At 41.0% G+C, this 14,074-nt stretch carries 10 protein-coding genes; 7 read left to right on the top strand and 3 right to left on the bottom strand.

Features of this window, described 5'->3' with window-relative positions:
* Positions 1 to 120 precede the first annotated feature (120 nt).
* Positions 121 to 843, bottom strand: a complete 723-nt coding sequence (gene sfsA, locus DK428_RS01590; RefSeq protein WP_109063751.1) for a DNA/RNA nuclease SfsA — start codon at positions 841 to 843, stop codon at positions 121 to 123.
* A gap of 370 nt (positions 844 to 1,213) precedes the next feature.
* Here sfsA and pntA point away from each other — a divergent pair, with 370 nt between their 5' ends.
* The 7 genes from pntA (at position 1,214) to DK428_RS01555 (ending at position 9,511) form a co-directional block, all read left to right on the top strand.
* Complete coding sequence (pntA, locus tag DK428_RS01585; RefSeq protein ID WP_109063750.1) at positions 1,214 to 2,746, top strand: Re/Si-specific NAD(P)(+) transhydrogenase subunit alpha; 1,533 nt, start codon at positions 1,214 to 1,216, stop codon at positions 2,744 to 2,746.
* A 10-nt stretch (positions 2,747 to 2,756) separates the two neighbouring features.
* The gene (gene pntB / locus DK428_RS01580) at positions 2,757 to 4,181 is read left to right on the top strand and encodes a Re/Si-specific NAD(P)(+) transhydrogenase subunit beta (RefSeq protein ID WP_109063749.1); all 1,425 of its coding nucleotides are present in this window, start codon (positions 2,757 to 2,759) and stop codon (positions 4,179 to 4,181) included.
* Between the two features lie 143 nt (positions 4,182 to 4,324).
* Entirely contained in the window at positions 4,325 to 5,407 is a 1,083-nt protein-coding gene (gene selD, locus DK428_RS01575) for a selenide, water dikinase SelD (RefSeq protein WP_109063748.1), read from the top strand.
* A gap of 208 nt (positions 5,408 to 5,615) precedes the next feature.
* Positions 5,616 to 6,686 (top strand): ABC transporter ATP-binding protein, encoded by a 1,071-nt coding sequence (locus tag DK428_RS01570; RefSeq protein ID WP_005700681.1) that lies wholly within the window; start codon positions 5,616 to 5,618, stop codon positions 6,684 to 6,686.
* A complete protein-coding gene (locus DK428_RS01565; RefSeq protein ID WP_005704159.1) occupies positions 6,683 to 7,552 on the top strand; it encodes an ABC transporter permease in 870 nt (289 codons plus the stop codon). Before DK428_RS01570 ends, DK428_RS01565 begins: the two co-directional genes overlap by 4 nt.
* Positions 7,549 to 8,400: an ABC transporter permease gene (locus DK428_RS01560; protein ID WP_109063747.1), complete on the top strand. Its 852-nt coding sequence runs from the start codon at positions 7,549 to 7,551 to the stop codon at positions 8,398 to 8,400. The genes DK428_RS01565 and DK428_RS01560 overlap by 4 nt, the downstream gene beginning before the upstream one ends.
* Before the next feature lie 19 nt (positions 8,401 to 8,419).
* A complete protein-coding gene (locus tag DK428_RS01555; protein ID WP_109063746.1) occupies positions 8,420 to 9,511 on the top strand; it encodes an extracellular solute-binding protein in 1,092 nt (363 codons plus the stop codon).
* 239 nt (positions 9,512 to 9,750) lie between these two features.
* Here the strand turns inward: DK428_RS01555 and DK428_RS01550 are convergent, their stop codons facing one another.
* Both DK428_RS01550 and DK428_RS01545 read right to left on the bottom strand, forming a co-directional pair.
* On the bottom strand, positions 9,751 to 12,789 hold the full coding sequence (locus DK428_RS01550) for a glycoside hydrolase family 2 TIM barrel-domain containing protein (protein WP_109063745.1): 3,039 nt from the start codon (positions 12,787 to 12,789) through the stop codon (positions 9,751 to 9,753).
* Positions 12,790 to 12,807: 18 nt separating this feature from the next.
* On the bottom strand, positions 12,808 to 14,064 hold the full coding sequence (locus tag DK428_RS01545; RefSeq protein ID WP_109063744.1) for an MFS transporter: 1,257 nt from the start codon (positions 14,062 to 14,064) through the stop codon (positions 12,808 to 12,810).
* Positions 14,065 to 14,074 lie beyond the last annotated feature (10 nt).

The following is a 14,074-nucleotide window of genomic DNA, read 5'->3' as shown; positions in this document are numbered from 1 at the left end:
TCATAATTAATGTCAAAATTTTTTTATAAAAATTATTTTCAAATAGATAAGGTTTATTTTTTGTTGCGGAATCGCTATTCATCAGTGTTTATTTACACATCCAATACAATAGTTTAGCCGCTATTTATACAGTGGTACGACCTTCGTCAGGTTAAGTGCGGTCGGAATTTTATCTGTTTTTTCAAATTCGGTAGCATAGGCGTAAGCCTCAACGCCTTCGCTTAGCGCGTGGAGAAAGAGTTCGTTATATTTCGGGTCAATATGCTTGGCGATTTGGAAATGGTCAAAACCATCATGTAAGCCACAGAAAAAAATGACGGCACGATGGCCGGCTTTTTTCATGGCGATGAGTTCCCGTAAGTGTTTTTGCCCGCGGGTGGTGACGGCATCGGGAAACATACCGAGCTTTTTGTCGTTATCTACATAAGTGATGGATTTTACTTCCACATAGCAATCGGGCAGATCTTTGCCTTTTAGCAGGAAATCAATACGGCTATTTTCTTCCCCATATTTCACTTCCGGATAAATCTCATCATACATGGCAAGTTCAAGGATTTGTTTTTTCTGCAAGGCATCCAAGGTAAGCTGATTAGAGCGGTGTGTGTTAATACAAACCAAGCTGCCATTTTTCAACTGAGTCAATTCCCAAGAACTTGGATATTTACGCGTAGTGCTGTCGGAGGTGGAATACCAAACCGTGTCGCTTTCCGCGCCACAGCCGATCATGGCGCCGGTATTGGCGCAGTGTAGCGTCGTGATGTCGCTGTTAGGCAGTTGTACATCAGCTAAAAAGCGTTTGTAACGACGGATTAAGGTGGCGGATTGTAGAGGTGGTAATTGCATTGTATTGCCCTTATGCATCAAAGTGCGGTTGACAAAATCCAACGGATTTTGAACATCGGCTATGCCGACTGCCCCGCAGGGGAAGTCATCGCTGAAGTGATGACTCATCATTTTCAGTGTTTCTAATCTGCCGAATGTGAAACGGCGGTAAAAGATTTGCGCGTTAAGATAGCAAAGCGCGCAATGAATTTCTAATTTTTTATGTGCTATCACAAATTACAATAGGGATCACATATTACATAAAAAGCAGAAAAAATTTTTCAGTTTTTAATGGAACAATGGTAGAGTGACGACTAATTTGACAGCTTAAAGGCGTCATTTCGGGCGGGTAAATTTTTACCTAAGTTTTAATCAATCAAAGGGAATCATTATGTTAATTGGTGTACCTAGAGAACTGCTTGATAATGAAAGTCGTGTGGCGGCAACGCCGAAAACGGTTCAGCAAATTTTGAAGCTTGGCTTTGACGTGATTGTTGAACATGATGCGGGTTTTAAAGCAAGTTTTGAAGATCAGGCCTTTGCGGCTGCCGGTGCGAAAATCGGCGATGCGGCACAAGTTTGGCAGGCGGATATTATTTTTAAAGTCAATGCGCCGACTGATGAGGAAATTGCCTTAATAAAAGAAGGCGCAACCTTGGTCAGCTTTATTTGGCCGGCTCAAAATCCGCAATTAATGGAAAAATTATCGGCCAAGAAAATCAATGTGCTGGCCATGGATGCCGTGCCACGTATTTCTCGTGCACAAGCCCTAGATGCATTAAGTTCTATGGCGAATATTGCCGGTTATCGTGCGGTGGTGGAAGCGGCGCATGAGTTCGGTAGTTTCTTCACCGGACAAATTACCGCGGCAGGTAAAGTGCCGCCGGCGAAAGTATTAGTGATTGGTGCCGGTGTAGCAGGTCTTGCGGCGATTGGTGCGGCAAACAGCCTTGGCGCCATTGTACGAGCCTTTGACTCCCGTCCGGAAGTAAAAGAACAAGTAGAAAGTATGGGCGCCAGCTTCCTTGAAATCGATTTCAAAGAAGAAGGCGGTAGCGGTGACGGTTATGCGAAAGTGATGTCCGAGGAGTTTAACCGTCGTGCTCTCGCCCTTTATGCCGAACAAGCAAAAGAAGTGGATATTATCATCACCACTGCGTTAATTCCGGGTAAACCGGCGCCACGTTTGATTACCAAAGAAATGGTGGAATCCATGAAACCGGGTAGCGTGATCGTTGATTTAGCGGCAGCGACCGGCGGTAACTGCGAACTCAGCAAAGCGGGCGAAGTGGTGGTTACTGACAATCAAGTCAAAATCATTGGTTACACCGACTTACCAAGCCGCTTACCAACGCAATCTTCCCAACTTTACGGTACCAACCTTGTCAACTTATTGAAATTACTTTGTAAAAATAAAGATGGTCAAATCGACATCAATTTCGAAGACGTGGTATTACGCGGCGTGACCGTGATTCGTGAAGGTGAAATCACGTGGCCGGCACCGCCAATCCAGGTTTCTGCCCAACCGCAACAAACCAAAGCGGCAAGTGCGGTCAAAAAAGAAGATAAAAAACCGACAGATCCGCGTAAGAAATACGGCATCATGGCTGCGGTTGGTATCCTGTTCTTGTGGCTTACGTCTATTGCACCGGCAGCTTTCCTTTCTCACTTAACCGTATTCGTCTTGGCTTGTGTGGTGGGTTACTACGTCGTTTGGAACGTCAGCCACGCGTTGCACACACCACTCATGGCGGTAACTAATGCGATCTCGGGGATTATCATCGTAGGCGCATTATTGCAAATTTCACAAGGTAAGGTTTTTATCAGCGTGTTGGCATTCATTGCTATTTTAGTGGCAAGTATCAACATTTTCGGTGGCTTCCGTGTCACCCAACGTATGCTTTCTATGTTTAGAAAAGGCTAAGGAGAAAACGATGTCAGAAGGTTTTGTACAAGCTGCATATATTGTGGCAGCGTTGCTCTTCATTATGAGCTTAGCCGGTCTTTCTAAACATGAAACTGCAAAAGCGGGTTGTTGGTACGGTATTATCGGGATGGGTATCGCACTTGTCGCTACCATTTTCGGACCGAAATCCGAAGGCACATTGTGGATCATCATCGCCATGATCATCGGTGGTGCGATCGGTATTCAACGTGCATTAAAAGTCGAAATGACCGAAATGCCGGAATTGGTCGCTATCTTGCACAGCTTCGTGGGTTTGGCTGCCGTATTGGTAGGTTATAACAGCTACGGCTTGCACGACATTCCAACCATGCCGGGCGGTTTAAGTGATACGGAACAGGTGAAATTCCTTGCAGAACAAGCCGCACTTGCCAGCGTGCATAACGTAGAAGTATTCCTAGGTATCTTCATTGGTGCGGTGACGTTCACCGGATCGGTGGTGGCATTCGGTAAATTAAGCGGAAAAATTGATTCTAAAGCCTTAATGTTGCCACACCGCCACAAATTAAACTTAGCGGCGCTTGTGGTTTCTGCGTTATTAATGGTGTCGTTCTTAAATAATCCGGACAATATCTTCCCGGTATTGCTCATGACGGTAATTGCCCTTGCATTCGGTTGGCACTTGGTCGCATCTATTGGTGGTGCTGACATGCCGGTAGTGGTTTCCATGTTGAACTCCTATTCCGGTTGGGCGGCTGCGGCGGCAGGTTTCATGCTTAGCAATGACTTGTTAATCGTGACCGGTGCGCTTGTCGGTTCTTCCGGTGCGATCTTATCTTACATCATGTGTAAAGCCATGAACCGTTCTTTCATCAGCGTTATTGCAGGTGGATTCGGTAATGACGTTCAAGTGTCTTCTGATACGGAACAAGGCGAACACCGTGAAACAACCGCAGAAGAAGTGGCGGAATTATTGAAAAATTCTAGCTCTGTGATCATCACCCCGGGGTACGGCATGGCGGTGGCGCAAGCGCAATATCCGGTGGCGGAAATCACGCAAAAATTACGTGAACGTGGCGTGAACGTGCGTTTCGGTATCCATCCGGTTGCCGGACGTTTGCCGGGCCACATGAACGTGTTATTAGCGGAAGCAAAAGTGCCTTACGATATCGTGTTAGAAATGGATGAAATCAACGACGATTTCGCCGACACCGACACCGTTTTGGTTATCGGTGCGAACGACACCGTGAACCCGGCCGCTATGGATGACCCGAACAGCCCAATCGCCGGCATGCCGGTATTAGAAGTGTGGAAAGCGGCTAACGTGGTGGTATTCAAACGCTCAATGAATACCGGCTACGCAGGCGTACAAAATCCGCTCTTCTTCAAAGAAAACACCCAAATGCTGTTTGGTGACGCCAAAGAACGTGTGGATGACATCTTAAAAGCATTGTAATTTGCGTTTGAATTCACAAATTACAACAAAGTGCGGTCAATTTTGGCCGCATTTTTTATTCTTGTTATAAATTGATTTCAAATAATGAATCTCATGTGTAATGAGGCTATAATTTCCCCGTTTTTGATAAAAATGGAGTAAACATGACAGAACTGGCTTTGCACGGCGTGCAAGATGAATGCGTTGTAACGGATGACATTCGACTGACCCAATATAGTCACGGCGCAGGTTGAGGTTGCAAAATATCGCCTAAGGTTTTAGAGGAAATTTTGCATACCGAAATGGCACCGTTTATTGATCCGAATTTGTTGGTGGGTAATGACACCAAAGATGACGCGGCAGTTTATGATTTAGGTAATGGTACATCGATTATCAGTACCACGGACTTTTTCATGCCGATTGTGGACGATCCTTTTGATTTCGGACGCATTGCGGCAACCAATGCCGTGAGTGATATTTTTGCTATGGGCGGCAAGCCGATTATGGCGATTGCGGTGTTTGGTTTTCCGATTAATAAATTACCTGCCGGTGTGGCGCAACGTATTATCGAAGGCGGTCGATTTGCTTGTCAGGAAGCGGGTATTGCCCTTGCCGGCGGACATTCCATTGATTCTCCCGAGCCGATTTTTGGCTTAGCGGTCACTGGTATTATTGACACGGAAAAAGTGAAACGAAATGCAACGGCACAAGCAGGCTGTAATCTGTATTTAACCAAACCGTTAGGCATTGGCGTGCTTACTACCGCCGAGAAAAAAGGTAAATTAAAAGCAGAACACAAGGGCTTAGCAACCCAATGGATGTGCCAAATGAATCTGGTAGGAAGCGAATTCTCAAACATTGAGGGCGTTACCGCCATGACTGACGTGACGGGGTTCGGCTTGTTAGGCCATTTAGCCGAAATTTGTGAAGGTTCCAACCTCAATGCCGAAGTGGATTTCGTCAATGTTAAAACCTTAGACGGCGTGTATGATTATATCGCTCAAGGTTGCATTCCGGGTGGCACTAACCGCAATTTCGACAGCTACGGACACAAAATCGCAGCGATAACCGATCTACAAAAAGCCGTGTTATGTGACCCACAAACTTCCGGCGGCTTACTGATTGCCGTTAAACCGGAAGCAGAAAGCGAAATGTTCACCGTGGCACAAAAAGCCGGCGTGGAGCTTTCTCCGGTAGGTAAATTAATCGAAAGACAAGCAACACCGGAATTTATTGTGGTGAAATAGCGTTAATTTTCTTATAGAAGTGCGGTCAAAAAATTTGATAGATTTTATGACCGCACTTTTATTTTTTCCTTTCTCAACATCGCCATTTTTATAATGTGATCCTTATCACGAATCCAAGATTCTCCAGCCTATTTAATTGACACCCCATTCTTGCAAGTTTATTAATACATCAATAAATTCAAATAAGCCAAGCAGGAAGGATGTCAACATGGCAAAGTTAGAAATTAAAAATATCACAAAAAAATTTGGTGATTTTTACGCGGCGAATAATATTACTTTTACTGCCGAAGAAGGCGAGTTTGTCACCTTATTGGGGCCTAGTGGCTGTGGTAAAACCTCGTTGTTGAAACTCATTGCCGGCTTTCATGTGGCAGACGAAGGTGAAATTCTGATCGGCGGAAAAAATGTCAATGATGTTCCGCCGGAAAAACGCAATACCGCCATGTGCTTCCAATCTTACGCCCTTTTCCCTCACCTTAACGTCTCTCACAATATTTGCTATGGTTTAAAACAACGTTCCATTGATATTGAAGAACAAAAACAGCGTTTAAACCTCGCCTTGAAACAAATGGATTTAGAGTTTCATAAACTGAAATTACCCAGTGAGCTTTCCGGAGGGCAACAACAACGTGTCGCCTTAGCCCGTGCTATGGTAACCCGTCCGGATGTGATTTTGTTTGATGAGCCGCTTTCGAATTTAGACGCCAAATTGCGCGAAAGTGTACGTTTTGAAATTAAGCAACTTTCCAAGCAATATAATTTAACCAGTATTTATGTGACTCACGATCAGGCGGAAGCCTTAACCATGTCCGATAAAATTATCGTGCTAAATAAAGGGGCGATTGAGCAAATCGGTTCTCCGCAAGATATTTATCATCACCCGAAAAATCGCTTTGTGGCCGATTTTATCGGTATCGCGAATATTACAGAAGCTAATGTAAAAAATATCGGTGAGAACCTGTATGCGGTCAGTTCTATTTTTGGTGATTTCACCGTGTTTTCTGAGAAAAAGCCGGAATCGGAACGGATTTATATTTGCTTCCGACCGGAAGACATTGAATTGTTACCAAACGCCCAAACGGAAGTGGAAAACCAAATTACCGTGGATATTGTCAACACGGCTTTTATGGGCAATATCACGGAAGTGCAAGGTGTTATTAAACGTAATGATGAGGAGAAAAAATTACGTTTGCAACTGACGAAATGCCCGAGTTTTAGCAATAAACTCACCTTTACGATTCCTCGCCACGCAATTAAATTTTTGGAGTCCGTAAAATGAAAAATCTGAAAAATGATCTGAAAGCATGGCTCTTGCTGTGTAGTGGCCTGGGTACGATCTTATTTTTAATGGGATCCACATTCTATATTGTGGTTTCACAAAGCCTCGGTTTGTACAGCATGGGCGGTGAGGAAAGCCAATTTAGCCTGGAATATTGGCAGGCGGTATTAAACAGTCCCGTATTTCAAAATTCGTATATTTATTCCGTAAAAGTATCCTTATTAGGGGCGATTTTATCCATCATCGTGGCTTATCCTATTGCCATGTGGTTGCGTAAAAAATTGCCTGCCAAGGTAACGATCATCACCATCTTGCGGGCACCTATGTTGGTACCGGGATTGGTGGCCGCCTTTTTGTTCGTCAATATGATTTCTTACCACGGCATTCTTAACGAAGTATTCGTTTATTTGGGCATTTGGGACGAACCGAAAACCCTCCAAAATGACGAATTTGGCTGGGGGGTAGTGATTTTACAAATGTGGAAAAACATTCCTTTTGCTTTAATTCTTATTGGTGGGGCGGTCAATTCGTTGAAAACCGATTTATTAGATGCCGCTGCAAATTTAGGTTCGAGCCCTTGGCAACGTTTTCGTTATGTGATCTTTCCGCTGACCTTAGGTGCGGTGCAAGTTTCTTTTATTTTGATCTTTATCGGCGCATTGGGCGATTTTGCCTTTTATAGCATCGCCGGTCCGCGTAGCACTTATTCTTTAGCGCGTTTAATGCAAATGTCCGCCTATGAATTTGAAGAGTGGAATCAAAGTGCGGTCATGGCATTAACCATTATGCTAACCTCAGCCTTTTTCACCATTTTAGTGTCATTACTGATTAAACCATTAGCCGTCAAACGTGGAGAAGTAAAATGAGCAGTTCCGCACAAATCACAACGAAAAATGGTCGATTAATCGCACGTATTTCCTTAACCTTCTTTATTCTTGCCAATTTTATTTGGTTGTTTTTACCGTTTTTGATGGCGGGCCTGTGGTCATTGGTGGATCCGGCAAAGCCTTGGAGTTATCCGGATATTTTCCCACAATCCTTATCTTTTGAACGTTGGAAAATCGTATGGGAAACCACGTCTTTACCGGAGGCTATGTTTAACAGTTATACCATCGCGCCCACGGTTTCTTTGATCACCATTTTGCTTTCTCTACCAACAGCCTATGCTTTTGGTCGCATGGAGTTTAGAGGCAAAAAATTAGCGGAATTATTAACGCTAATTCCCTTGGTTATTCCGGGCATGATTATCGCGTTGTTTTTCAGCCGTATGTTATTGGATTTAAATATTAATAATCCGTTTATCGGCATTGTTATCGGCCACGTCGTGCTCACTTTACCTTACGCTATTCGGATTTTATCCGCGGGTTTTTCTTCTGTTCCGCAAGACCTGATTGATGCCAGTCGTGACTTGGGGGCATCTAAATTTACCGTATTCAAAGACGTGTATATGCCGATGTTAAAACCAAGTTTTTTGGCATCGATTATTTTCTGTTTGGTGAAAAGTATCGAAGAATTTGCTATCGCCTTCGTTATCGGCTCACCGGATTTCATCACTGTGCCAACGATTTTATATTCCTTCCTAGGCTATTCTTTCATTCGCCCAAATGCGGCCGTGGTGTCTATCATCTTGTTGGTGCCGAACATCATTTTAATGATGATTATCGAAAAATTACTGAAAGGGAATTATCTCTCTCAATCCACAGGAAAAGCATAATTTTAAAAAGGAGAAACTTATGCAAAAAAATATTCGTAAACTCATTTCTATTGGTCTTACCGCTACAGCATTGGCTGTAAGCACGCTTGCCTCAGCCGCGACGGATTTAAGCGGAAAATCTTGGGCTGAAATTGAAGAACTGGCGAAAAAAGAGGGAAAGGTCACGGTCAGTGTGTGGTATTTACAGCCGCAATTTCGTAATTTCGTCAAAGCATTTGAAAGTCAATACGGCATTAAAGTCAAGGTGCCGGAAGGTACATTGGACGGCAATATTAATAAACTGATTGCCGAGAAAAACTTGGAAACCGGAAAAATGGACGTTATCGTTCTGAATGCAGATAGACTCGGTAACGTGGCGAAAAATGACATTCTTGTCAAACTCAACAATTTACCGAATTTCGATAAACTGAACCATCATTTGCAAGGGGTAGAATTAGGTGATGTGGCAGTAGGTTATTGGGGTAACCAAACGGGTTTGGCATATGATCCGCTGCGAATTAAAGAAGAGGAGTTGCCACAATCTTGGGCTGATATGGAAAATTATATTGATAAAAATCCGAAAAAATTCGGTTATTCTGATCCGAACGGCGGCAGTTCCGGTAATGCATTTATTCAGCGCGCTTTAGTGTATATCAACGGCGACTATGACTACCGCACCGATAAAATTGATGAAGCCCAAATCGCCAGTTGGAAGAAAACTTGGGATTGGTTTAGCAGTAAAAAAGATGCGTTAATCCGCACAGCCTCCAATGCTGATAGTTTAACCCGCTTAAATGACGGTGAATTGGTGATTGTTTCCGCATGGCAAGATCACTTATTCAGTTTGCAAAAACAAGGTGCGATTACTGACCGCTTGAAATTCTATGTACCAAAATTTGGTATGCCGGGTGGTGGTAATGTTGTGACCGTAGCAAAAAATGCCCCGAATCTGGCTGCATCGCTTGTTTTCGTCCATTGGATTACTTCGCCTGAAGTGCAACAAAAATTAAGCGAAGAATTTGGTGTACGCCCGCTGGATAACCAATCCGGCTTGAAAGACACTATTTTCTTCTCAACGCCATGGCGCAAAGCAGAAATGGAATCTTTCACAAAAGAGGTGATTTCACGTTAAGTTGATGAAAATATGATATGAAATATTGGCTCGCGTTTCTTAGGCGAGCCTTTAATCTAAAAAGTGCGGTCAGATATTGTAACATTTATGAAGTCGTACAATGCCTTTGAAATATGATGAAATAGAAAAGCCCTGATAATACAGGGTTTTTCATTATAGCCAGACTTTGTCTCGCTCTAATGAAAAACCGCCTTCACTGAAGGCGGTTTTTGTTGTAGTTAATTTGATATATTGTCTCTTTATAACCGGATACTTATATTAAAATTAATATTATTTTCTATTAGGCGATATTTTGACTTCAAATTAGGCCCGCAAGAATTTGAACCAATACCACTCATTTTATAATCGATACACAATACATCATACCCCGCGCGAACCAATTCATAAGAATGCGTTTTCTGTGTCAATTCTTCTTGGGTATAAGGTGATAAATTAAAACTAAATGGCTGTTCCGATTCAATCTTAATCAGATCATTTTTAACGTAAAAACACCCATAATGGCTACCATTTTCTTGAGGTTTAAGATAATTAACATGGTTTTTCTCTGCTGTTGTTAAATAAATTCCAAATTGACTTGCTTGATGCTTATCAATATAACTTTCTCCTGCTCCATATCCTAAATAGGTAAAAGGCGTTTTCTGTTTATCTAAGAAGAAACGTAACCCAAAACGAGGTAAAAATGGTAAATGCTCATGGAAAATTGCATCTGTTTTGATATCTAACTCACCATTTGCAGATAACAAATACTGTGTTTCTAATGTCATGATTTTTGATTTTGCATTCGCTACTAATGCACTTTTCACTGACACCACAACGCGATTTTCTTGCAGATGTGCGCAAATATCATAGACTTTAGAATACATTTGATCATAACCGGCATTTTGCCATTGAGAACGAATTAGGCGATCATTATCTGTTGGAGCCCGCCAAATATTCCAAGCTAATGGCTTATAAATAATGGCTTTACCATTGACTTTAATTTCCTCAATTACCCCTGTGACTTTATTAAATTCATAATAGTATTGGCTATTTTGAATAATAATTTGTCTTTTTGTTTCAGTGATTTCTAACGGTTGCTGCTGAGCTTTATCTGATGTAATAGCAGGCGTATATTCTTTACTTAGGATAATTTGATCAAAACCAAAACAGTGCTCAGCTTGTAATAAATCCGTCTGTTTAGCAGAACAATAAGATAGGTTTAACCATAACAATCCGCCTCGCTCTTTAGGAAGTTGAATCGGTAAAAATTGAGAACAATGAGGTTCACAATCAACAGCTAATGTTCCTGTTTCGATTATCTGGCCATTTTTTACCCATTCATATTTAATTTGAATACTATCTTTTAAATTAGTGAAGTCAAAATAGTTATGCACTTCAACCTGATCATTATTTAAGACTGCTCTTACAGGCCGATTGACATTTTTCACTTCTAATAAATTACTGTGCGGAATACGTTCAGGTGAAACCAAACCATCCACACAGAAATTTCCATCATGGATTTTTTCACCAAAATCACCGCCATATCCTAGTTTTGTTGAGGTAATAAATGGCGCATGATCACACCATTCCCAAATAAATCCCCCACAACTTCCTGAATATTTATTAAATGTTTGAAAATAGTCTTCCATATCACCATTTGAATTTCCCATCGCGTGAGAATATTCGCACAATAAGAATGGTTTATTCGTTTGTGATACATCGGAAAAATAGGCATCAATCACCTCTGTATCAGAGTACATTTCACTGTATAAATCTAAATGCTCAGTATTATTTTTATGTGCCGAATGTTGGTAAATACTACTTTCATAATGCACTAAACGATCCGGATCCCGTTCTTTTACCCATTGTGCGCAATACTCAAAATTCTTGCCATACCCCGATTCATTGCCTAAAGACCAAATCAAAATTGAACTGCGATTCTTGTCGCGTTCCACATTGGCTTTAGTTCGCTCTAATAATGCTGTTTGATACAAAGGTTCTTGAGCAAAATAGCAAAAGTTATCTATCATTTGCTGGCGAATGCGTTGTTCTTCATTAGCGTTTTCTACATTCAAAAAGATACTTGGTTCCGGCTGTGAAATAGCTTGGAATGATGCGCCATGACTTTCAATATCACTTTCACTAATTACATAAAAACCATAGCGATCGCAAAGCTCACAAAACCACGGTGAATTTGGATAGTGTGCGGTACGAATGGCATTAATATTATGTTGCTTCATTAACGTTAAATCAGTCATCGCTTGAGCGACTGAAATAGCATATCCGGTTTTCGGATCACTGTCGTGGCGGTTCACACCTTTAAATTTAATAGGTTGCTGATTCAGCAGCAATACGCCATTTTTAATTTCTACCTTGCGGAACCCCACTTTTTGCGTAATGGTTTCGTCTTCCGTGTGGAATACTAAAGTATAAAGCGCAGGGTTTTCAGCATTCCACAGTTGTGATTTGGTTAAAGGAATATTATCAAGATGGATTTGTGTCCGTTGTTCATCCATTGTAATTTTGCATTCTGTCTGAACAATTTGATCCGTTGTATCAAACAATGTCACTCTAATGTCAGCCGCACATTTTGCGAATTTTAGATCGAGATAGATTTGCCCTAATGATAAATCTTCAGAAAGCACCGTTTTAATATGTAAATCTTGCAGATAATTATGTTCCCTTTCCAATAAATAGACGTCTCGAAAAATTCCCGACATTCTGAATTTATCTTGATCTTCCAGATAACTTCCCGCACACCATTTGAGAACAAAGACGGTTAATGTATTTTCACCATGATGAAGATAATCAGTAATATCAAATTCATTGGTACTATGGCTAATCGAACCATATCCTACAAATTTGTGATTTACATACACATAAAGACAAGAATCAACCCCTTCAAAATTCAGTAAATAACGTTTCTTCGGATTTTTATTCAGTTGCACTTGCTTTTGATATACCCCACAAGGGTTCTCTAACAGGATAAAAGGCGGATCAAACGGAAAAGGATAATTAATATTGGTATATTGATGGGTATCAAATCCGTGATTCTGCCAATTTGAAGGCACGTGGATTTGCTCTACAAACGGAATTTCGCTTATCTTTTCAGGCAAATCTTGCATACTTGAATAATAAGCAAATTGCCATTGACCATTCAATGATGTGAAAAATGAAGAGTTTTCTCTAGCAAATTGATCTACCTTATCCTTTTTAGCAAAAGGAATAAAATAGCTATGATGTGGTAATGCATTAATTCGTGTAATTGTAGGATCTTGATAATAATTTGCTAATAACATTTTCCTGTCCTCTGAATTTTAAGCGTTGTTCACTAATTTCTTGGTATTTACTAAAGTAAATACAGAAACTGATGTAAATGCAAGAGCAATACAACCTAAGATAAAATAGGTAGATTGAAAACCATACATGTCATATAAAGTCCCTACGGCAGGCGATAAAATCATATTACCAATCTGCTTTGAAAAGTGACAAGAGACTAAATAAATGGTTGCGGAGAAACGGACTTCAAAAACATCAGTAATATATTTAAATACTCCAACCAAATAGAATGGTACTTCAAACATATGTAATGTTTTTAATACAATCACATGCCATGCTTCTGTTGCAAAAGATGAGCCCATAATGCGAATACTCATAATTGTTCCTGCAATCAATAACGCATTCTTTGCCCCAATACGATTAATCAATAAAGGCACGAAAAACATAATTGTTGCATTTAATAGCTCTCCTCCCGTTGTTACATAACCAAAGAATTTCATTCCTTGTTCTTTAGATTCAAAAAACGTATTGAAGAAATTACCAAATTGCTGGTCAAAAATGTCATAAACACAAGCCACTCCAACAACATAAGTTAATAATGCCCAGAAACGAGGTAGAGAAAAGAGCTTTAAGGCTTGTTTTAGTGTAATTGGACTTTTATTTACACCTAATTGTTCCACTACTTGAACTGTATTATTACCATCTGTTTTTGCAAGGAAAATCAGAACCAATAACACAACGGCAGTGGCGGAACCAAGGCAGAAAACCGCATTCGGTTGAGAACTATACAAATTGCCTGCAATAGAGGCACAGATTGCCCAACCTAACATCCCGAATAGCCGTGTTCTTCCATATTCAAACCCGTTTAAATGGCTGATACGCTCAATGTAGGCTTCTGATGCTGGTGCGCCTGCTTGGAACACAAATCCCATATATGCACCTCCGGCAATAACCCCCAACCATAAATTGGTTTTCAATAACGGAGCAAAAACATAAATAAAGAATGGTGCATAGAAAAGAAGTAATATCGCAAGTAGCCAAAGCAGATGTTTTCGAATACCTAATTTATCAGATAAAAATCCTAAAATAGGCTGAAAGAGTAAAGCAAAAAGAGAAATGAACGAAAAGACGTAGCCAATTTTCTCCCCTTTTAATCCGTGAATATCACCGAGCCAAATCCCTAAAAAAGGATGACAGGTCGCCATAATGAAGAAAAAAGCAAAAAAATACGCACTAAAAATCCAATAATTACTATTGGTTAAGTATTGCGATTTAGATGAAGTTTGATTGCTCATCTCACACCTC

Origin of the sequence: Aggregatibacter kilianii, from assembly GCF_003130255.1 — a bacterium.
GTDB classification, from domain to species: domain Bacteria; phylum Pseudomonadota; class Gammaproteobacteria; order Enterobacterales; family Pasteurellaceae; genus Aggregatibacter; species Aggregatibacter kilianii.
This window is presented reverse-complemented; position numbering and strand designations above follow the sequence as displayed.